Genomic DNA, 19,392 nt, shown 5'->3' on the forward strand with positions numbered 1-19,392 from the left:
CGTCGCGGATGCCGGGAGGGGCCGGCCGCAGGCGCGAACCGGGCACCCGTCCGCGGGGGTAGTGGGGCGGGGCGCCGTCTGACCCCCCCGGGGGGGCCGGCCGGGGGGCCGCCCCCCGGGGGCCCCGGGGGGCGGCCCCGCCGCCGGGCACCCCCGCGCCCCCGGTAGGGGGGACCGGGGGCGCGGAGCGCGGTGGTTCAGGCGTGGAGCAGGAGGCTGAGCTCCTGCGGGAGCCCGAACGGCCCGCCTGCCTTCGGCTGGAGCGCTTCCTCCAGCTCGAAGGACCAGCGATGGGACGGCGCGCAGCCGAACATCGTCGCGGCGAGTGCCGGCAGGGACCGCGTGGCGGCGGCCGGGCTGTCCCACAGCAGGGCCAGGCCCTGCCGGTCGGCCGACGGATCGGTGAGCCGGCGGCTCATCCGCAGGCCCGGGAACTCCTCGGGGCGGGAGTCGGGGGCTTCCGGCCGGTCACCGGAATCCTGGCGCGGGATTCCGGCGGAGCGATCTCCGTCCCACCAGGCGATGACGACGTGCATGGAGCCTCCTTGCTGCGGAGTGTCGTACGTGATGACGGGGTGTCCCCGTTGACACCCGTGCGTGGCGCATGCCGCGGCGCGAGCCGTGCTCCGGATCAGAGTTGCGAGCCGCCCGTGGCGTCGATGACCTGTCCCGTCACCCAGCGGGCGTCGTCCGAGGCCAGGAAGGCGACGATGTCGGCCACGTCCTCGGGGCGGCCGACCCGGCCGAGCGCCGAGAGCTGCGCGGCGGACTGCTCGGCGGCTTCGTTGCCCCGCAGCCAGGAGGCGTTCATGTCGGTGTCGACGATGCCGGGGGCCACCGAGTTGACGGTGATGCCGCGCTCGCCGAGGGCCTTGGCGAGCGTGAGGCTGAAGGTGTCGATGGCGCCCTTGGTCATGCCGTAGGCGATGATGTCGGTCAGGGCGATGCGCGTCGCCCCGGACGAGATGTTGACGATCCGGCCGCCGTCCCGCAGCCGCTTGAGCCCGTGCTGGACCAGGAAGAACGGGGCCCGCACGTTGACGGCGAACACCTCGTCGAAGGCCTCGGGGGTGGTCTCCTCGATGTGGCCGCGGGGCGTGATGCCGGCGTTGTTCACCAGGATGTCGAGACCGGTGCCCTCGCCGTGCTCGACGACCTGGCGGTCGAACTCGGCCCACAGGCTCTCCGCGCCGCCGTCCGTGCCCAGTTCGGCCCGGATGGCGAAGGCCGTGCCGCCCGCCGTCCGGATCGCCTCCACCGTCTCCTGCGCGGCGGCGGCGTTGTGCCCGTAGTGCACGGCCACCAGGGCGCCCTCCCTGCCGAGCCGTTCGGCGGTGGCCCGCCCGATGCCGCGGCTGCCGCCCGTTACGAGAGCCGTCTTGCCCGTGAGCGAACCCATGACGTTCCCATCCGTAGATCTGTAGCGATGACTATGGAAGTAGCCTACACACATTTCGTAGCGATCGCTGTAAAATTCGCGTATGACAGTGACGAAGCGGGGGCGCCCGCGAGGTTTCGACCGTGAGGTGGCACTCGCGCAGGCCACCCGGCTCTTCTGGGAACACGGCTACGAGGGCACGTCCATCGCCGACCTGACCCGGGCCATGGGGATCTCGCCGCCCAGCCTGTACGCGGCCTTCGGCGACAAGCGGGGCCTGTTCGCGGAGGTCGTCGACCGCTACGGCGGCACCTTCGGCGCCTTCATGGGCAAGGCGCTGGAGAGGGAGGGCGACCCCCGCGAGGGGTTCGCCAGGATGCTGCGCGAGGCCGCGGTGTCGTACACGGACCCGCTGCACCCGGCCGGCTGCCTGGTCATCACGGCGGCGACGAACTGCTCGGCGCAGACGGCCGATGTCGAGCAGGACCTGCGGGAACGGAGGGTGGCGAACGTCCGCGACTTCGAGAAGCGGCTGACCGAGGCCGAGGCGGCCGGGACGCTGCCCGAGGGTGTCGAACCGGGTGCCCTGGCCGTCTACTTCGCGGCCGTGGTCCAGGGCATGTCCCAGCAGGCGCGGGACGGGGCGAGCGCGGCGGAACTGGGGCGGGTGGCCGAGCTGGCCATGGGGGCGTGGCCGGTGCGAAGGGGGGCGTGAGCGCGGCCCGCCGGCCCGTCGTCCGACGTCCGGTCCCGAACGGGCGGACCCGGTGACCGATCGTCCGGCTGCTCCCCGGGACGGCACGGCGGCCTTCGCGCGGTCCCGGACCCCGGGCGGGGGGAACGGGACCCGGCGCGAAGGCCGTCGTGGTGCGCGGGGTGGAACGGGGCGCGCGGCGCGGGCCGTTCGCGCGCTACGCGGCGGGCGCGGTGCCGGCCGCCGGCCGGGCGCGCGTGCGGCCCCCGCTCCTCCTCACGACGGGGTCAGCCCCTCCTGGCGTGCAGCGCCTTCGGTGCCCCGGCACAGCCGGGCCACGATGTGGGCGTACCGCTCGTCGAAGGCCAGCACGTTGAAGGCCGCGTCCAGTTCGCGGTCGAGCGTGGGCCGGGCCTGTTCCCAGAGGTCGTGGCCCGCCGCGGTCAGCCGTGCCCGGCTGACGCGCCGGTCGCCGGGCCAGGAGCCGCGGCTCACCCGGCCCGCGCGCTCCAGCTGCGCGAGCACCCGGCTCGCCGAGGAGGCCGTCACCCCCAGCCGCTGGGCCACGGCCCCGACCGTCACCGGTTCCGGATGGTCGGCGGCCACCGCGCCGAGCGCCATGAGCGCGGCCAGGCTGACGTCATGGCGGCTCTGGAGCGTGCGGTCCAGCCGGTACTCGATGGTGGTGAACAGGGGAAGGACTCTCTGCCAGAGCCGGGAGCCGTTGTCGGTGACGGCTTCGGGACGGGCGTCGTCGTACGACTCGATCACGGGTTGCTCCCCTCGTTCGTTCGGTCGGGCGCGCCGTCCGGCGCGCGGTGGACGGATCGGCGCGCGAGCGGGTCACGGCACGAGCAGCAGCTTGCCGCGCACACCGCCCCCGGCCAGCGACCGGTGGGCCTCGGCCGCGTCGTCGAAGCCGTACTCCCGGGCCGTGCGCAGCCGCAGGGCGCCGCGGTCGACGAGCGCGGTGAGGGCGGCCAGGCGCGCGCCGTCCTGTTCGACGTGGTTCACCGTCACCGTGATGCCGCGCTCCGCGGCCGGGGGCCTGCGCGGCACGATGGAGACGGCGCGCCCGCCGTCCCGTACCGCGCCGATCGCCTGTGCCAGACCCGCGGTCTCCAGCAGCCCGTCGACGGCGGGTCCGCCGGCGGGGGGTGCCTCGGCCGTCCCGACGGTCACCTCGTGCGCGCCCAGCGCCCGCGCCTCGTCGGCGTCGGCCGCCCGGCGGACCTGCGCCACCACCCTCAGCCCCCGCAGCCGCGCCAGTTGCACCGCCGACCCGCCGACCGAGCCGACGGCGCCGGTGACGAGCAGGGTGGCGCCCTCCGGCAGGCCCAGCGCGTCGAGTGCCTGCTGCGCGGTGAGCCCGGCCAGCGGCAGGCCCGCCGCCGTGGTGAGCGGGACGGAGGCGGGGGCGGGGGCGGCGATGTCCGCGGGCAGGGCCACCATCTCGGTGTACGTGCCCCGTCCGGTCGCCATCTGCGCCGACATCGCCACGACCCGGTCGCCCGGCCGGAACGCGGTGACGTCGTCGCCGACGGCCACGACCGTCCCCGCCACGTCCCAGCCGAGGATCATGGGCGGCTGGAGGGCGCTGTGTCCCGCGTGCAGTCCGGTCCGCGTCTGGAGGTCGACGGGGTTGACCCCGGCGGCCGCGACGCGGACCAGCAGAACGGACGCGTCCGGTGCGGCGGGCTCCGGAACGTGTGACACCGTGAGTTGTTCCGGGCCGCCGTAGGCGGAGAGGACGACAGCGCGCATGGTGTTCCTTCGGTCGAGGGGTTTCGGGGGCGGGGTCAGGGCGCGAGCAGTTCGGGGACGCGCGGTGGCAGACGGTGCGCCACGGCGGCGGCCAGCGCGCGGATGGTGAGCAGGCGCACCGGGGCGTCACCCGCCCGGATCCGTCCCGCGGTTCCGTGCGGCACCAGCGCCGTCTGGCCGGCGCGTACCGGCCGTTCGCCGGCGGTCGAGGAGACGACGATCTCTCCGTCGAGGACGAGCAGGGCCTCCTCCACGCCGTGGCCGGGCGTCAGCTCCAGGAGGGCGCCGGGGCGCAGCGTCCAGTGTTCGACGCCCTCGCACTCGCTGTGCAGCATGCCCCGGCGGACCAGGCACTGCCAGTCGGCGGTGCCGGCGCCGGGATCGGTGCCGGTCGCCGTCCGGACCGGCACGTCCAGCGTCGTGATGATCACTTCGTCTCCTGGAGGTGCCCGGGGACGGCGAGCGTCACGATCAGCAGCCGCAGCGCGCTGTGCGCCTCGACGGTGGTCGTCGTGCCGGCGCCGAGGGTGACGCAGGTGTCCGCGGCCAGCTCCGCCGCCGTGCCGTCCGCGGCGGTGGCCAGGCCCCGGCCGCTGTGCACGAACACCGCCAGTTCCGCGTCGTCCCGGCCCAGTTCGCACTGTCCGCCGGCGGGGAGGTCGGTGATGTCGATGCTCTTCAGCGGGCCGTCGAAGACGCCCTCGGTCGATACGGTGCGCTCTTCGAAGAGGTCGTGGATGGCGATCTCGCTCATGGCGGGTACCTCCGGTGTGCGATCGGCTCCGGACAGGACGGCGCCCGTGTTCGGCGCGAGGGTCTCGATCACCCACCAGTCGAGGTCGGTGTCGGAGGTGTTGCGCAGCCCGTGCGCGTTGCCCGAGGCCGTCAGGGCGAGGGAGCCCGGGGAGACGGGGTGGGGCAGGCCGTTGAACAGGAACACCCCGTGGCCGCGCAGGACGAGGTAGATCTCCTCGGTCCGGGTGTGCCGGTGCTCACCGCTGGTCCCGCCCGGGGGGATGGACGCCCATTCGACCGCCTCGGTGGGGGAGGCGAGCTGTCGTCGGCCGGCGAAGCACTTCCAGTGGGTGCGCCCGGCCGCGCCGTGCACGCCGTGGACCGTCGCCGCGTTCGTGACCGTTCCGACCGAGGAGAAGCCGGGGGCGGGCGGGGCCGGGTCCGCGGGTGCGGGGGACGGCTGCGTGCGGGCCGCGGCGGACGGGCTCATCGGGGCGCTCCCACCGACAGCGCGGCGAGCTGCTCGGCGGCCGCGGCGAGTTCGGCCTCGGTGACGTCGTTGACGAAGACGGCGCTGCCGATTCCGACGGGCAGCGGCAGGCGCTGCTGTCCGTCGCGGTGGCGGACGGTGTCGAGCAGTGCCGGCACCAGCACCTGCGGGTTGCACAGCGGGTGCCAGGCCGGCAGGCCGAGTCGGTCCATCACGCCGAGGATGCGCTCGCGTTGGTAGGCGCTGACCAGGCCCCGGCGCTCGGCCATCACGGTGGTGAGCGCCATGTCCACCGCCACGGCCTCGCCGTGCAGCAGGGCGGGCAGCGCGTTCATCTCGATGGTGGGGCTGAAGGTGTGGCCGTAGTCGACGACCCGCTCCAGCACCTTCTCCCACAGGTTCGGCTGCAGTTCCTCCAGCATTCCGTGGATGGCGTGCTCGACCACCTCGGTCGCGGGGTCGAGGTGCAGTCCGCGGGAGGCGAGCCGCTGGCCGACGGGGGCGTCGGCCGGCGTGAGCCCGATGCCGGACGCCGGGCTCTGCATCCGGTCGCGCAGCAGGTCGGTGCCGTGCTGCTCCAGCAGGTCGAACAGCCGGGCGTCCTTGATCAGGGCGATCTTGAGGATCTCGGCGAGGCCGTTGCTGATGTGCCGGTCGTCGAGGGTGGTGAGGAAGGTGCGGTCCAGGAGGGTGCGGTCGGCCGGGAAGTACGTGCCGAGCCGGTTCTTGTGCCCGTTGTGGTTGACGCCGGTCTTCGCGCCGACGCCCGCGTCGACCAGGCCGATCAGCGTCGTGGGGATCCGGATGAACGGTGTGGAGCGGCGGTAGAGGCTGGCCGCGAAGCCGACGATGTCCATCAGGACGCCGCCGCCGATGGCGATCACGGGCTCCCGGCGGCGGTCGATGCCGAAGGCGTCCAGGGCCTCCGCGACGCGCAGCACCGCGTCCATCGACTTGTGGGTCTCGCCGTCGTCCAGGACGAGGACCCGGTGCTCGACGCCGTGGTGGGCGAAGTAGGCGCGGATGCGCTCGCCGTAGAGGGAGTCGACCACGGAGTCCGTCACGACGAAGCGGCGCAGGCCGGTCGCGCCCACGGCGTCTTCCAGGATCGTGGGGTTGCTCGGGTCCAGGAGGTTCTCGCTGGCCCGGATCTCGTACTGGACCGGGTTGCTGGTCCGCACCGACCAGTGCGTCACCGGGCTGCCCACCGCGAGGAGGCCGTGGTCGCCATGGGTGGTCTGGGTGTTCTGCTGCATCAGGGATCTGTCCTTCGACGAAGAGTTTCGGGGCTTGTCCGTCGTGGATCGATTCGGGGCGGCAACGAGCGCATGAACGTCCGCATGGCGAAGGCCAAAGGCCTCGGTTGCTGCTGGACCTGGCCACCGTCCGTGGCGCGGTCCCCCCGGCTGGGTCCAACCCTGCCACAGAGTTCGTTGCACGCGCAAGAACAAGTCGATGTATTCGCGGCCCAGGCAAGGGAATTGGCAGCTGATCAGGCAAGTTTGGCGAAGTTTGAATCATGCGCACGCAAGGAGATTCCTCGCCCTGTCCCGGGCTCCCGGCGCGCGCGGCGCAGCACAAAGCCCCTGCCGGTCACGGCAGGGGCTTCGCGGGCGGGTCAGCGGTCGAGCGTCGGGGCGTAGCGCAAGCGGGCCACCACCGAACTGGTCCTGCTGTCCAGGGCCGCCACTTCGAGGGCCATGCCGACCTCCTGGCGGAAGAGCCCGCCTATGTCCGCGGCGATCGAGCGGCCGGCCTCGGTGATGCGGACGACCACGCCCCGGCGGTCCGTCTCGTGGGCGACGCGCTCCGCGAGCTCGCGCTTCTCCAGGCGCGCCACGGCCCGGGTGGCCGACGACTGGTTGAGTCCGAGCTGCTGGGCCAGCTCGTTCATGCGAATGCCGGCCGGGTCGCCGGCGCTCAGGGCCTGGAGGGACAGGAAGTCCGTGAGTCCGAGCTCGAAGTCCTCGGACAGCCTCCTGTCCAGCTGGGTCCCGACCTCCGCGACCAGCACGGACAACTGGCTCCACAGCTCGATGCTGTCTTCCTTGCGCGATCGCATGGCTGTTGCCTTCTTCTGCTCTTCTGTGTGTCGGGGAGGCTCGTCGTCAGCTCCGGGAGCGGGGGAGGGTGAGGGCGGATCCCGACACCGAGCTGGGCCACCTCTTCCTGGACGCGGGCCACTTCACGATACACGCGCGTGCCGGGACCGGGCCTGCCCCGGCCGCCGGTGGCGGGCCGGTCTCCGTCGCTCCCGCCGCCGTGACCCGGACCGCCCACCTGTGACTCCCCGTCGAACGCCACCGGCGGATCCGGCATCTCGATCCGCCGAGCCGGCCTCCGAAGAGGCCGGTCGCCGGGTCGAGTATACGAGCCCGCGCGAATGGGGGAAGCCCGCAGGCAGCCGGATTTTTTCATGCTCGCACAATGAGCTGGCCGCTCCTTGCCGACGTCACGTTTCCGAATCTGGCCTTACGGACCATCAACTCGCAGCTCAGGGGCCATTATTCAGGGACGGTCACATCCAGGGCCAGCTCCACACTCCTTGCGTACGCAACGACTGTCCTCTACTGTCGCCATCGGCCGGACTGCCCGCCGCCCCCATCCGGGGCCGGGCCGCCCGCCGAGGGGATTCGTTGTGCCCGCGCGGGGCCACAGGCACCCGGCGCGCTTCCGAAGGGGGGACCGCATGCCCAGTACCGCGACGACACCGACCGCACCAGCGCTCGCCGGCCTGCCGACGGCGCGGGCGGTGGACCACTACGCGTTCACCGTGCCCGACCTGAACGAGGCCGTCGCCTTCTTCACCGACGTGTGCGGCGGCGAACTCTGCTACCGGGAGGGGCCGGTCGAGGACCCGTCCGGTGACTGGATGACCCGCAAACTGGGCGTCCACCCCAGGGCCACGGCCCAGGTCGCCCTCGTCCGGCTCGGCCCGTACAGCAACCTGGAACTCTTCGAGTACACGGCACCCGGTCAGGTCACCTCCCCGCCCGGACCGAACGAGGTGGGCGGCCACCACCTGGCCCTGCGGGTCGCGGACCCGGCAGCCGCCGGCGAACGGCTGCTGGCGGCCGGCGCGGCGCCACTCGGCCCCGCGGAAGGCCACGGCCGACACCCCCGGGAGGAACGGCGGTGGTACCTGAGCCCGTGGGGCATGACGCTCGCCCTGGTCGGACCCCCGCGGCCCGACGCCCACGAGGAACCGCGCACCACAGGACGGTTCGTCCCCGCGCCGCCACCCGGCACCGCCGGGCACGGAGGACCGCTGGGCCTGCTGGGCGTCGACGGCGTCGGCTACACGGTGGCCGACCTGGACGCGGCGACCGCGTTCTTCACCGACGTCCTGGGCGCCGAGGTCGTCGAGAGGACGGACGACGGCACACCGGCGGACCACGCCGGCCACCAGCCGCCCGCAGCCGAGCGAACCCGGCAGGTGGTGCTGCGCACCGGCCCCACGGCCAACTGCGAACTCTCGCAGTGCGGGACGGGCGCCGCGAACAGGCGCCCCCCGCGCAACAGCGACGTCGGGGGCCACCACCTCGCCTTCTACGTCGACGACGTGGACGCCGCCGCCGCCCACCTGCGCCGCCGGCCCGGCGTGACCCTGATGGGCGAACCGGAAACGATCACCGCAGGGCCGATCGCCGGAGACCGCTGGCTGTACTTCGGCACCGCCATCGGCATCCAGATGGAGCTGATCCACATGCCGGACGGGTCCCTGCCCTACGAGACGACGACGACGGCCCGGCGCGCCACACCCGGAGACCTGCGTTGGCACGACCATCCCTGACCGAAGCGGACACATCATCACGGGGGTTCCCCTTGAACACACTCGTCCAGTTACCGGCCCGCCCCGCCGACCCGCTCCACAAGGCCGCCGCGGCAGGAGTGGCCGTCTGGCTCGACCACCGCCACACACCGGCCTCCGCGCCGGCGCCGCGGACGGACACCGGCACCGAGGAGGGCGTCCGCGGCCACCTCCTCCCCGGAACACCCGCGCTGCGCCCCGGCGCCGGCCCGGCGGACCTCCTCGCGGCCTCGGCCGGCGGCCGGGCCGCCACGGTGGGCCCCGTGCTCTCCCTGGCCGGCTACCGACGGGCCATGGACACGGTGCTGACCGCGCTGGAGGCGGCGGTCACCGAGGGCGTCCCGCTGCCCGCGCGCCCCGTGGCGATCGAGTGCTCGCTCCCGGGCATCGACACCGCGGTGAACGCCCACCTCGACCTGGCCGGAAGCTGGGAGGCCAAGGCGATGCGGGGACTCGCCGCCCTCGCCGCGGCCCAGCTGCTGTACGCGGCCCTGGAGCGCGACCTGGGCACCGAGCGCTGGTCCCGCCTGGCGGTACGCGGGGCCCGGGCCCCCTACCTCCTGTGGTCCACCACCGGCTTCTCGGTCACCGCGGACCGAAGCGTCCACTACGCGGAGAGGTGCCTGTTCCCCGGCACGGCCGTCGCCCTGGCCCCCGATGCCCTGCGGCGGTTCCGGGAACGCGGTGTCGTCCTGGGCCCGACCGCGCTCGACACCGCCGAGGCGCAGCGCGTCGCCGACACCCTCGGCTGGTTCGGCGTACGCCTCGGCGCCGACGGGGACTGACCCGCTCCTCCGGCTTTCCCGCGTGTCAGCCTTCCCCGCTCCTCCTTTCCCGCTCCTCCTTCCCCGCGCGTCCGCCGCCCGGCCGGCACCCGGTGCGCCGCGCGGTTCCCCGGCCGCGCCTTCGCCGTCACCGTCGTGTCCGGCTCCCCGGAGCCGGTGCGGCGGGCGTCACCACACCACGATCACGAGGACTCATCGATGACGACCCTGAACCGCCGAAAATTCCTCTCCGGCTCGGCCGCCGCGGGCGGCGCCCTCGCGCTCGGCGCCGCCGGGGCCGGTGTCGCCGGGGCCGGTGCCGCGCAAGCGGCCGGACCCCGGCCGGCCGGCGGGCCCCCGGCCGCCCCGCCGGTCCTGGTGGGCCCGGCGGACCGCCGCTACGCCGACCTGCGCCGCGGCACCAACCAGCGCTGGGTCGGCAATCCGGATCAGATCCGCCTCGTCACCACGACCCAGGACGTCGTCGCGGCCGTCCAGGACGCGGTCGACTCCGGACGCCGGCTGGCCGTACGCAGCGGCGGCCACTGCTACGAGGACTTCACCACGACCCAGGACATCGCGATCATCCTGGACCTGTCCCAGATGACCGAGGTCTCGTACGACCCCGGGCGGCGCGCCTTCGCCGTGCAGCCCGGCGTGCCCCTGGGCCGTGTCTACGAGCGCCTGTACAAGGGCTGGGGCGTCTACCTCCCGGCGGGTAACTGTCCCACCGTCGCGGCCGGCGGACACATCCAGGGCGGCGGCTACGGTTCGATGAGCCGGCGCGACGGACTCGCGGTCGACCACCTGTACGGCATCGAGATCGTCGTGGTCGGGGCCGACAGGAAGGCACGCGTGGTCACCGCCACGCGCGAGGCCGACGACCCCAACCGGGAACTCTGGTGGGCGCACACCGGTGGCGGCGGCGGCAACTTCGGTGTCGTGACCCGCTACTGGCTGCGGTCGCCCGGCGCCACGGGCACGGACCCGGCCGCCCAGCTGCCGACCCCGCCCCGGGAGGTGTGGCTCAGCGAGGTCGCCTGGCCCTGGCAGGACCTGACCGAGGCCCGGTTCACCCGGCTGATGCTGAACCACGGCGACTGGCACGCCCGCAACAGCGCCCCCGACTCCCCGTACACCGCGCTGTTCAGCCAGCTCAAGACCTTCCACAAGTCGGCCGGAGCCGTGGTGCTCGACTCCCTGATCGACGCCGACGCCCCCGGCGCCGAGCGCCTGCTCCAGCGTTACATCGACGAGGTGTCGGTCGGGGTGGGGAAGCCGCAGGTGCGTCAGTACCGGCGTATAGCGTGGCTGCACGCGGTCCAGTGGCCCGGCTTCACCGGCCCCGACCCCACCGTCCGGTTCAAGGGCAAGTCGGTCTACGCCAAGCGCAACTACACCGACGCGCAGATCGCGGCCGCCTACCGGCACCTGACCCGTGACGACTTCGGCAACCCCAGCACCCTGCTGATGATCGCCTCCTACGGGGGAGCGGTGAACAAGGTCGCCGCCCACGACACCGCCGTGCCCCAGCGCGACTCGGTACTGAAGTACCAGGTCGTCTCCCTCTGGAACGACGAGGCCGACGACGCGGCCAACCTCGGCTGGGTCCGCGAGTGCTACCGCGACATGTTCGCCGCGACCGGCGGGGTGCCGGTGCCCAACGACACCAACGACGGCTGCTTCGTCAACTACGCCGACGTCGACCTCGGCGATCCCGCCTGGAACACCTCCGGCGTCCCCTGGCACGAGCTCTACTACAAGGCCGGCTACCCGCGGCTGCAGAAGGTCAAGGCCGCCTGGGACCCCACCGGGTTCTTCCGGCACGCCCAGTCGATCCGCCCGCTCTAGGCCCTGTCCGGCCGATCCGCCGAGATCGGCCGGACAGGACCCGGCACCACACCGCCCGCTGTCACCCCACGTCCTCAGGTGGTCCTCGTGTCCCAGGCCGGCCCCGGCTCCGCCGCCCGCCTCCCGTCCCTCACCGGAATGCGGTTCCTCGCCGCCTTCCTGGTCTTCCTCTTCCATCTGTCCATGCTCGACGCCTACTCGACCCCCGAGGCAGGGCACGGCCCGTTCGCCGCCGCCCTGAAGAACGGCGGCTGGGCCGGCGTCACCTTCTTCTTCGTCCTCAGCGGTTTCGTCCTGACCTGGTCGGCCAGGGACAAGGACAACGCCCCCGCCTTCTGGGGCCGCAGACTGGCGAAGATCTACCCCAACCACGTCGTCGCCTTCGTCCTCGCCCTCGTGCTGTACGCGTCGGCCTCCGCGACCCTGGACCGGGCCGTCCCCAACTTCTTCCTGCTCCAGGCCTGGATACCGCGCGACGACGTGTTCTTCAGCATCAACAACCCCAGCTGGTCGATCTCCTGCGAGCTGGTCTTCTACCTGCTGTTCCCGGTGCTCCACCGGCTGATCTCCCGGATCGGGGCCCGCCGGCTGTGGTGGTGGGCCGCCGGGGTCGCCGCGGCGATCGCGCTTCTCCCGGTGGTCGCCCAACTCGTCCCGGCGGGGGACGCCTTCGGGCCCAACCACGCCAAGTCGCCGCTCTACGGCCACTCCGTCAACCAGATGTGGTTCGTCTACATCTTCCCGATCACCCGGGTCCTCGACTTCGCCCTCGGCATCCTGATGGCCCGGATCGTGCTCGCCGGCCGCTGGATCGGACTGGGCGTCCTGCCCGCCACGGCCCTCGCCGCGGTCGCCTACGTGGTGAGCCTGAACGTGCCCTTCCTGTTCTCCCTGAACGCGGTCGTCGTCGCCCCGTTCGCCCTGCTCATCGCGGCGACCGCGGACCGGGACGCACACGGTACGGGAACGGCGCTCGCAGGACGCGTGTGGATGTGGCTCGGGGAAGTGTCCTTCGCGTTCTACCTGGTGCACCAGACACTGCTGTCCTTCACCCAGGAACGCCTCGGCTTCAAGGAGGCCGACTCCGCCGTCGAGGCGGTCGGCGTCGCGGCGCTCGTCGCCGCGGTGAGCCTGCTCCTGGCCTGGCTGCTGTACGTGGGAGTGGAACGGCCGGCGATGCGCGCCTGGTCGCGCCGGGCGCGGGCCCGCGCCCGGGCCCGGGAGGCCCAGGCCGTCGGCGCCCCGCTCACCGCCCCGCTCACCGCACCGCGGCCCCCGCTCCGGGAGGCCGCCGAGAAGCCCGTCACCGTCGACGCTCCCTGACCCCCCTGGCGCCGTGCCCATTGCCGGGCCGTCCCGGCAATGGGCACCCGCGCACGGCCCGTCGCCCGAGCCCGACCTCCGAGGAGCACCACCATGCCCCTGCCCGTCCTCGCGATGATGCTCTGCACCTTCTGCGTCGGCACCGCGGAAAGCGTCATCGCCGGAATCCTCCCGAACATCGCCGAGCACGTCGGCGTCTCCCTGAGCGCCGTCGGCATGCTGATCAGCGTGTACGCGCTGGTCGTCGTGGTCGCCGGCCCCTGTCTGACGGTCCTCACCGCCCGGTTCCCCCGCGCGGTCCTGCTGCCCGCCATGATGGGCGTGTTCATCCTCGGCAACGTCATCGCCGCGCTCGCCCCGGACTTCGGGTGGCTGGTCGCGGGCCGGGTCGTCAGCGCCCTGTCGCACTCCACCCTCATCGCCGTCTTCGTCGCGGCCGCGCGCGACATGGCGCCGCCCGACCGGCGGGCCGCGTCCGGAGCCAAGGTCACGCTCGGCATCGGCCTCGCGACCGTCGTCGGCGTGCCGGCGGGAACGGTGGTCGGCGACAACTGGGGCTGGCGCGCCACGTTCTGGGCGCTGGCCGTGCTCAGCCTGCTGTCCACCCTGCTGCTCCTGCGCCACACCGCCCCGCCCGCACCCGCCGATGCCCCCGGCGCCCCTCCCGCGACGACGGCCGGCCGGCGCCGCTTCGCCGTTCCCGCGCCCATGCTCCTGGTCGCCCTGGTCATCGTGCTGGGCACGGGCGGCGTGTTCTCCCTGTACACGTACGCCTCGCCCTACCTGACGCAGGGCGCCGGATTCGACTCCTCCACCGTCACCGTCCTGCTCTGGCTCTACGGCCTGGGCGGCATCGCCGGCAACCTGATCGGGGCCCGGGCCGCCGACCGCCACCTGCGCACCGCGGTACTCGCGACCCTCGGCGCCTCCGCCGCCGCCCTGCTCCTGCTCGCCCTGCTCGCCCGGAGCACCTGGGCGGTGGCCGTCCTGTTCTGCGTGCTCGGCGCCGCGTACTTCGCCACCATCCCGGCACTCAACTCCCAGATCGTCGTCTCGGCGGGACCCACGTCGGCCGCGATGGCACTCACCGTCAACAACTCGGCCTTCTGCGTCGGAATCGCGCTCGGCAGCTGGCTCGGCGGCGCCATCCTCTCCGGCGGGCACAGCGTGCTCCTCGTGCCGGTGGGCGGGGCCGCGCTGGCCGCCGGAGGGCTGGTGCTGAGCGCATTCACGAGCCGGCTGCTGCGCGCGAAGCCCGCCGCGAGCGAACCCCGGGTCCCCGCGGCGGTGTGAGCGCACTCCGGTGGGCGTGACGGGCGGCCGGGAACACCAGGCCCTGGCCGGCCCCAGGCCCTGTCCGGGACCTAGGCCAGCGGCACGGCGACGTCCATGACGTGCTCGTCCGGCCCGGCCGTCGCCCACCGCGGGTGGTACACCTCCCGGTTCGGCCCGCCCCGCCGGTACCCGCGGGCGGCCACCCACGCCCCCACCGCGTCGTGGACGGCGGCCATCGCGGCGGCCGGCCGCCGGGCCAGCCCGGTGTACGCCTCACGGTGCGCCGGCTCGACGCGCACCCCGAACGGCCCGTGCGGCCCGACCGCGTCCGGGGTCGGGGCGCAGACCTCGACCAGGGCGGCGCAGTCCTCGCCCACCAGGCCGTGGAACACCGCGAACAGCGGCGCCGACAGGCACGCCCCCACCTCCCGCAGCCGCCCCAGCAGCAACTCGCCCGCCTCGGCGAGGAAACCGGGCAGCGCGGCGGCGTCCACGTGCCGGCGCACGAACAGGACGAGCCGCTCGGGCACCTCGCGCTCGGCGACCTCGAACACGGCGGCGCTCCCGCCGGCCAGGACCTCCCGGGCGTAGCCCACCGCCTCCCGGCGGGCCGCGTGCTCGGCCTCCCGCTCCCGCCAGTACTCCAGCAGCGCCCGCTCGCCCCGCGCGGCGCCGGCGTCCAGCACCGCCGCGATCCGCGCCAGCGGCAGCCCGGCGGCGCGCAGCAGCGCGATGCGCCGGGCCCGCTCCACCTGCGCCGGCCCGTAGCGGCGCACCCCGCTGCCCGGGTCGACCAGGGCGGGCGGCAGCAGTCCCCGCTCGTCGTAGAGCCGCAGGGCCTTGAGGCTGAGCCTGCTGCGGGCGGCGAGTTCGCCGATGGTGATCACGTCTTCCGGCACGCCCGCCACTGTGCCCCCTGCCCCTGGGGGAGGGGCAACCGCCGAAGCCCGCTCTGTGGCGGTACGTCAGCTTTACGGATGTTCCCACCGGATCGGCCGGCCTGTTCGCGGCACCGAGCGGACCGGTTCACCGAGCCGTGAACCGGAGGTCGTCCGTGCACGGTTGACTGCCTGCGGCCTGGGGGAAAACACCCCGGGCCGCACCGCCCGCGGGCGAACGACGACCGCGGCGCCCCGCACACCGCCGCACGCCCCCGAGCCCGCCGCCGTACGAGGAGAGCCCCACATGCCACCCCCGACCGCAGCCGCCACCGCGCCCGCCCGCACCCGCGCCCGCCGCCGCGCCCTGGGCACGCTCGCCCTGGCCACCGCACTGGCCGCCGGCCTGCCCGGCCTCGCCGCCCCCGCCTGGGCCGCCCCCGCCCCGGCCAAGGACACCGCCCGCGCCGCCGACCCCGGCCTGGTCCTGGACCGCCCGGGGGAGTCCGTGGTCACCCGCCGCGAGGTCACCCCCGTCGCCCCCGGCCTGACCATGACCTCCTTCGACCGCCTCGGCGGCAAGGGCTGGATCCGCGGCAAGGTCCTCGTCGCCGACCTCGACACCAAGGGCCTGAGCGTCGACTACCTGTCCTCCGGCAAGGTGACCACCCGCCAGACCGTCACCGACATGGCCCACGGCGCCGGAGCCGTCGCCGCGATCAACGGCGACTACTTCGACATGAACGCCTCCGAGGCCCCGCTCGGCGTCGGCGTCTCCCGCAAGGACGGCCTGATCCAGGCCCCCGTCGAGGGCTGGAACCAGGCCGTCACCATCGGCACCGACGGACTGGCCCGGATGGCCCAGGTCTTCCTCGAAGGCCACGCCGGCCTGCCCGGCGGCCAGGAGATCGCCCTCAGCGGCGTCAACACCTACGGCCTGCCCGCCGACGGCGTCGGCGTGTTCACCCCCGCCTGGGGCGACGCCACCCGCGCCCACGTCGCGGGCGGCTCCACCGACGTCACCGAGGTCGAACTGCGCGACGGCACGGTCACCGAGGTGCGCCAGAACCTCGGCGCCGCCGTCCCCGAAGGCACCACCGTCCTGACCGGCCGCGAAGCCGGCGCCCGCGCCCTGCGCGCCCTCAAGCCCGGCGACCGGGTCACCGTCGGCTACCGCCCGCGCGCCTCCTTCGGCGAGGTCGCCGTCGCCGTCGGCGGCTACCAGGTCCTCGTCGCCGACGGCGTCGCCCAGCGCTCCGGCGAGAACGACGCCAACGAGCCCAACGCCCGCACCGCCGTCGGCTTCTCCGCCGACAACCGCCGCATGTACCTGGTCACCATCGACGGCCGACAGGCCGACAGCCCCGGCATCAACCTCCCCGACCTCGCCGTCCTGATGCGCGACATGGGCGCCCACAACGCCCTCAACATGGACGGCGGCGGCTCCGCCGCCATGGCCGCCCGCCTGCCCGGCGCCCAGCAGGCCGCCACCGTCAGCAACCCCTCCGACAACGGCGGGGAACGCGCCGTCGCCAACGGCCTCGGCCTCTTCTCCACCCCCGGCTCCGGCCAGGCCAGAGGCTTCCGGCTGCGCCCCGCCGAAGCGGTGGACACCGCCGCCCGCCTCTTCCCCGGCCTGCACCGCACCGTCCGCGCCCTGCCCCACGACGAGGCCTACGGCGCCGTCACCGCCAAGGCCCCCGCCACCGCCTGGTCCACCGCCACCGGCGCCACGGTGAGCGTCGAGGGCCACGGCCTGGACGCCGTCGTCACCGGACGCGAACCCGGCCCCGCCGAGATCGCCGTCACCGCCAAGGACGCCGAGAAGTCCACGCTGGCCCTGACCGTGCTCGGCCCGGCGGTGCGCATCACCGCCGGCAGCGAACCGATCGCCCTCGACGGCGCCGGCGCCACCGCCCGCCTCACCGTCACCGGCTACGACGCGCTCGGCCACGGCGCACCCGTCGAAGCCGCCGACATCAAGGTCACCGGCGGCCAGGGCGTCGTCGAGACGAGCACCGCCGCCGACGGCACCATCGCCCTCAAGGCCCTGGCCGACGGCACCTCGGCCACCCTCGAACTCACCGTCGGCTCCCTGAAGAGCGCGGTCGCCGTCACCGTCGGCATGACCGAGAAGCCCTTCGCCGACTTCTCCGACGCCGCCGCCTGGAAATCCGGCAACGACCGCGCCCCCGGCGGCTCCCTCACCCCCGCCCCCGGCCCCGACGGCGCCCACGGCCTGCGCCTGGCCTACGACTTCACCCACTCCACCGGCACCCGCGGCCAGTACGCCATCGCCCCCGAAGGCATCGTGCTGCCCGGCCAGCCCCGCTCCCTCAGCCTGTGGATCGAGGGCGACGGCAACGGCGCCTGGCCGCGCGTCCAGTACCGCACCGCCGCCGGCGTCACCGCCAACCTCGACGCCCCGATGGTCACCTGGACCGGCTGGCGCAAGGTCGAGTTCCCCGTCCCCGCCGGCGTCCAGTACCCGCTGACCTTCCAGCGCTTCCGCCTGATGGAGACCAGCGCCGCCCGCTCCTACACCGGCGCACTCACCCTCGCCGACCTGCGCGTCAAGGTCGCCCCCGACGTCGAACTGCCCGTCCAGCCCAAGATCACCGACCCCGTCGTCCTCACCCACGGCACCGTCGACGGCCGCCCGCTGCGCGTCGCCGTCATGTCCGACGCCCAGTTCATCGCCCGCGCCCCCGACAGCGACATCGTCCAGGCCGCCCGCCGCACCCTGCGCGACATCGCCGCCGCCAAGCCCGACCTGCTCGTCATCGACGGCGACCTCGTCGACGAGGCCGCCCCCGCCGACTTCGCCCTCGCCCGCAAGGTCCTGGACGAGTTCGACCAGCTCACCGGCCACGGCATCCCCTGGCACTACGTGCCCGGCAACCACGAGGTCATGGGCCCCGGCACCATCGACAACTTCAAGGCCGCCTTCGGCGACACCACCCAGGTGTTCGACGTCAAGGGCACCCGCTTCGTCACCCTCGACAGCTCGCTCGGCACCCTGCGCGCCGGCGGCTTCGACCAGATCGCCACCCTGCGCACCGCCCTCGACGGCGCCGCCAAGGACCCGGACATCACCGGCCTGCTGCTCTTCGAACACCACCCCACCCGCGACCCGCTGCCCGACCAGGGCAGCCGGCTCGGCGACCGCAAGGAAGCCGCCCTCGTCGAACAGTGGCTCGCCGACTTCCGCACCGGCGGCAAGTCCGCCGCCATGGTCACCGGCCACGTCGGCGCCTTCCACGCCCAGAGCATCGACGGCGTCCCGCACCTGATCAACGGCAACTCCGGCAAGGGCCCCGCCTCCGAACCCGACCGAGGCGGCTTCACCGGCTGGACCATGCTCGGCGTCAACCCCGCCGCCGGCCGCGTCACCGACCCCTACGCCGTCACCGACGACGCCTCCGCCTGGCTGCGCGCCGAGACGCGGGCCCGCGCCGACACCGTCGACCTCAAGGCCCCCACCGCCCTCGGCCTGCTCGAAACCGCCCCGGTCGACGCCACCTTCCGCCAGGACGGCGAACGCACCGTGCCCGTCGCCTGGCCGGTCACCGCCCAGTGGGGCGGCACCGGCGTGCACATCGGCACCGCCGCGAGCGCCCCGCGCACCGCCGTCGCCGCCTACGACCCGGCCACCGCCACCCTGACCGGGCTGCGCCCGGGCAGCGGGACGCTGAGCGTCACCGTCGGCGGGGTGAAGGCCGAACAGCCGCTCACCGTCGGCGCGGTGCCCGCCTGCACCACCACCGTGCGCGGCAAGCACTCCTCGCTCGCCGTCACCTCCGGCGTCACCTGCCTCCAGGGCGCGAGCATCGACGGCCCGGTCCTGGTGCAGCCCGGCGCGGCCCTGGTCGCCGTCGACTCCACCGTCAACGGCCCGCTCTCCGCGCGCGGCGCGAGCACCCTGGTGCTGAGCGACACCACCGTCAACGGCCCGGTCGCCGTCAGCGGCACCACCGGCACCACGGCGATCCTGCGCACCACCGTCGCCGGCCCCCTGCACGCCGCCCTGAACACGGGCACCACCCTGCTGGCCGGCACCACCGTGCGCGGGCCGCTGGACTGCTCCGGCAACAAGCCGGCGCCGGTCGACGGGGGGCTCGCGAACACGGTGAACGGGCCCAAGTCCGGTCAGTGCAGCGCGATGTGATGGTTGATCAGTAGTTTCGTGATGTCGGGGCCCGGACCGCTTGGCGCGGTCCGGGCCCTGCGGCTTGGCCGCCCCCGTCCTACCGTGACCGTCGGCGGCTTCGGTGTCGGCGAGGGGTCACCCATGGTGTCGGCCGCCGGTCCGCCCCCGGGAGGGCGGGCTTCCGCTGCGGCCCGTGGCCCGGCTGCGGCGGGCACGCCCAGGTGCGAGGCGGCGTGAGCGGCTCCGGCAGGGGGACCCACGAACGCCCGGGGCCCAGCC

Annotated in this window: 16 protein-coding genes; 7 read left to right on the forward strand and 9 right to left on the reverse strand. The window is 74.2% G+C overall.

Features of this window, described 5'->3' with window-relative positions:
• Nucleotides 1-197 precede the first annotated feature (197 nt).
• Both ACFRMQ_RS02775 and ACFRMQ_RS02780 read right to left on the reverse strand, forming a co-directional pair.
• On the reverse strand, nucleotides 198-536 hold the full coding sequence (locus ACFRMQ_RS02775) for a hypothetical protein (protein WP_380726166.1): 339 nt from the start codon (nucleotides 534-536) through the stop codon (nucleotides 198-200).
• Between the two features lie 95 nt (nucleotides 537-631).
• Nucleotides 632-1,399, reverse strand: a complete 768-nt coding sequence (locus ACFRMQ_RS02780; protein ID WP_380726168.1) for an SDR family oxidoreductase — start codon at nucleotides 1,397-1,399, stop codon at nucleotides 632-634.
• Between the two features lie 82 nt (nucleotides 1,400-1,481).
• On the opposite strand from ACFRMQ_RS02780, the gene ACFRMQ_RS02785 reads away from it, so the two are divergent.
• A complete protein-coding gene (locus ACFRMQ_RS02785) occupies nucleotides 1,482-2,093 on the forward strand; it encodes a TetR/AcrR family transcriptional regulator (protein WP_380726170.1) in 612 nt (203 codons plus the stop codon).
• A 255-nt stretch (nucleotides 2,094-2,348) separates the two neighbouring features.
• On the opposite strand, the gene ACFRMQ_RS02790 is transcribed toward ACFRMQ_RS02785, so the two are convergent.
• From ACFRMQ_RS02790 to ACFRMQ_RS02815, 6 genes are all read right to left on the reverse strand, one after another.
• Nucleotides 2,349-2,843: a MarR family winged helix-turn-helix transcriptional regulator gene (locus ACFRMQ_RS02790; RefSeq protein ID WP_380726172.1), complete on the reverse strand. Its 495-nt coding sequence runs from the start codon at nucleotides 2,841-2,843 to the stop codon at nucleotides 2,349-2,351.
• A 72-nt stretch (nucleotides 2,844-2,915) separates the two neighbouring features.
• Nucleotides 2,916-3,836 carry an NADP-dependent oxidoreductase gene (locus tag ACFRMQ_RS02795; RefSeq protein WP_380726174.1) on the reverse strand — a complete coding sequence of 307 codons (921 nt, stop codon included), beginning with the start codon at nucleotides 3,834-3,836 and terminating at the stop codon, nucleotides 2,916-2,918.
• 35 nt (nucleotides 3,837-3,871) lie between these two features.
• Entirely contained in the window at nucleotides 3,872-4,267 is a 396-nt protein-coding gene (locus tag ACFRMQ_RS02800; RefSeq protein ID WP_380726176.1) for a cupin domain-containing protein, read from the reverse strand.
• Nucleotides 4,264-5,061 (reverse strand): cupin domain-containing protein, encoded by a 798-nt coding sequence (locus ACFRMQ_RS02805; RefSeq protein WP_380726178.1) that lies wholly within the window; start codon nucleotides 5,059-5,061, stop codon nucleotides 4,264-4,266. Before ACFRMQ_RS02805 ends, ACFRMQ_RS02800 begins: the two co-directional genes overlap by 4 nt.
• Nucleotides 5,058-6,317 carry a sedoheptulose 7-phosphate cyclase gene (locus tag ACFRMQ_RS02810; RefSeq protein WP_380726180.1) on the reverse strand — a complete coding sequence of 420 codons (1,260 nt, stop codon included), beginning with the start codon at nucleotides 6,315-6,317 and terminating at the stop codon, nucleotides 5,058-5,060. The genes ACFRMQ_RS02805 and ACFRMQ_RS02810 overlap by 4 nt, the downstream gene beginning before the upstream one ends.
• A 362-nt stretch (nucleotides 6,318-6,679) precedes the next feature.
• Nucleotides 6,680-7,123 (reverse strand): MarR family winged helix-turn-helix transcriptional regulator, encoded by a 444-nt coding sequence (locus tag ACFRMQ_RS02815; protein WP_380726182.1) that lies wholly within the window; start codon nucleotides 7,121-7,123, stop codon nucleotides 6,680-6,682.
• Between the two features lie 627 nt (nucleotides 7,124-7,750).
• Between ACFRMQ_RS02815 and ACFRMQ_RS02820 the strand changes: the two genes are divergently transcribed.
• The 5 genes from ACFRMQ_RS02820 to ACFRMQ_RS02840 all read left to right on the forward strand — a co-directional run bounded on the left by ACFRMQ_RS02820 (nucleotide 7,751) and on the right by ACFRMQ_RS02840 (nucleotide 14,103).
• Entirely contained in the window at nucleotides 7,751-8,854 is a 1,104-nt protein-coding gene (locus ACFRMQ_RS02820; protein ID WP_380726184.1) for a VOC family protein, read from the forward strand.
• A 32-nt stretch (nucleotides 8,855-8,886) separates the two neighbouring features.
• Nucleotides 8,887-9,657: a hypothetical protein gene (locus ACFRMQ_RS02825; protein WP_380726186.1), complete on the forward strand. Its 771-nt coding sequence runs from the start codon at nucleotides 8,887-8,889 to the stop codon at nucleotides 9,655-9,657.
• A 198-nt stretch (nucleotides 9,658-9,855) separates the two neighbouring features.
• Nucleotides 9,856-11,487: an FAD-binding oxidoreductase gene (locus ACFRMQ_RS02830; protein ID WP_380726188.1), complete on the forward strand. Its 1,632-nt coding sequence runs from the start codon at nucleotides 9,856-9,858 to the stop codon at nucleotides 11,485-11,487.
• Between the two features lie 87 nt (nucleotides 11,488-11,574).
• Nucleotides 11,575-12,810, forward strand: coding sequence for an acyltransferase family protein (locus ACFRMQ_RS02835; RefSeq protein ID WP_380726190.1), 1,236 nt, complete (start codon nucleotides 11,575-11,577; stop codon nucleotides 12,808-12,810).
• Nucleotides 12,811-12,903: 93 nt separating this feature from the next.
• Entirely contained in the window at nucleotides 12,904-14,103 is a 1,200-nt protein-coding gene (locus ACFRMQ_RS02840; protein ID WP_380726192.1) for an MFS transporter, read from the forward strand.
• 71 nt (nucleotides 14,104-14,174) lie between these two features.
• Here ACFRMQ_RS02840 and ACFRMQ_RS02845 read toward each other — a convergent pair whose 3' ends face one another.
• Nucleotides 14,175-14,984: a MerR family transcriptional regulator gene (locus ACFRMQ_RS02845; protein WP_380726194.1), complete on the reverse strand. Its 810-nt coding sequence runs from the start codon at nucleotides 14,982-14,984 to the stop codon at nucleotides 14,175-14,177.
• Nucleotides 14,985-15,270: 286 nt separating this feature from the next.
• On the opposite strand from ACFRMQ_RS02845, the gene ACFRMQ_RS02850 reads away from it, so the two are divergent.
• A complete protein-coding gene (locus tag ACFRMQ_RS02850; RefSeq protein WP_380726196.1) occupies nucleotides 15,271-19,131 on the forward strand; it encodes a phosphodiester glycosidase family protein in 3,861 nt (1,286 codons plus the stop codon).
• Nucleotides 19,132-19,392: the final 261 nt, after the last annotated feature.

Source organism: Kitasatospora sp. NPDC056783, from assembly GCF_042789895.1.
In the GTDB taxonomy this organism is placed as follows: Bacteria; Actinomycetota; Actinomycetes; order Streptomycetales; family Streptomycetaceae; genus Kitasatospora.

Excerpts from the sequence above, each read along its gene's own strand:
- ACFRMQ_RS02775 (WP_380726166.1), bottom strand. The coding sequence starts at position 536 with ATGCACGTCGTCATCGCCTGGTGGGACGGAGATCGCTCCGCCGGAATC.
- ACFRMQ_RS02780 (WP_380726168.1), bottom strand. The coding sequence starts at position 1,399 with ATGGGTTCGCTCACGGGCAAGACGGCTCTCGTAACGGGCGGCAGCCGC.
- ACFRMQ_RS02785 (WP_380726170.1), top strand. The coding sequence starts at position 1,482 with ATGACAGTGACGAAGCGGGGGCGCCCGCGAGGTTTCGACCGTGAGGTG.
- ACFRMQ_RS02795 (WP_380726174.1), bottom strand. The coding sequence starts at position 3,836 with ATGCGCGCTGTCGTCCTCTCCGCCTACGGCGGCCCGGAACAACTCACG.
- ACFRMQ_RS02805 (WP_380726178.1), bottom strand. The coding sequence starts at position 5,061 with ATGAGCCCGTCCGCCGCGGCCCGCACGCAGCCGTCCCCCGCACCCGCG.
- ACFRMQ_RS02810 (WP_380726180.1), bottom strand. The coding sequence starts at position 6,317 with ATGCAGCAGAACACCCAGACCACCCATGGCGACCACGGCCTCCTCGCG.
- ACFRMQ_RS02815 (WP_380726182.1), bottom strand. The coding sequence starts at position 7,123 with ATGCGATCGCGCAAGGAAGACAGCATCGAGCTGTGGAGCCAGTTGTCC.
- ACFRMQ_RS02820 (WP_380726184.1), top strand. The coding sequence starts at position 7,751 with ATGCCCAGTACCGCGACGACACCGACCGCACCAGCGCTCGCCGGCCTG.
- ACFRMQ_RS02830 (WP_380726188.1), top strand. The coding sequence starts at position 9,856 with ATGACGACCCTGAACCGCCGAAAATTCCTCTCCGGCTCGGCCGCCGCG.
- ACFRMQ_RS02840 (WP_380726192.1), top strand. The coding sequence starts at position 12,904 with ATGCCCCTGCCCGTCCTCGCGATGATGCTCTGCACCTTCTGCGTCGGC.
- ACFRMQ_RS02850 (WP_380726196.1), top strand. The coding sequence starts at position 15,271 with ATGCCACCCCCGACCGCAGCCGCCACCGCGCCCGCCCGCACCCGCGCC.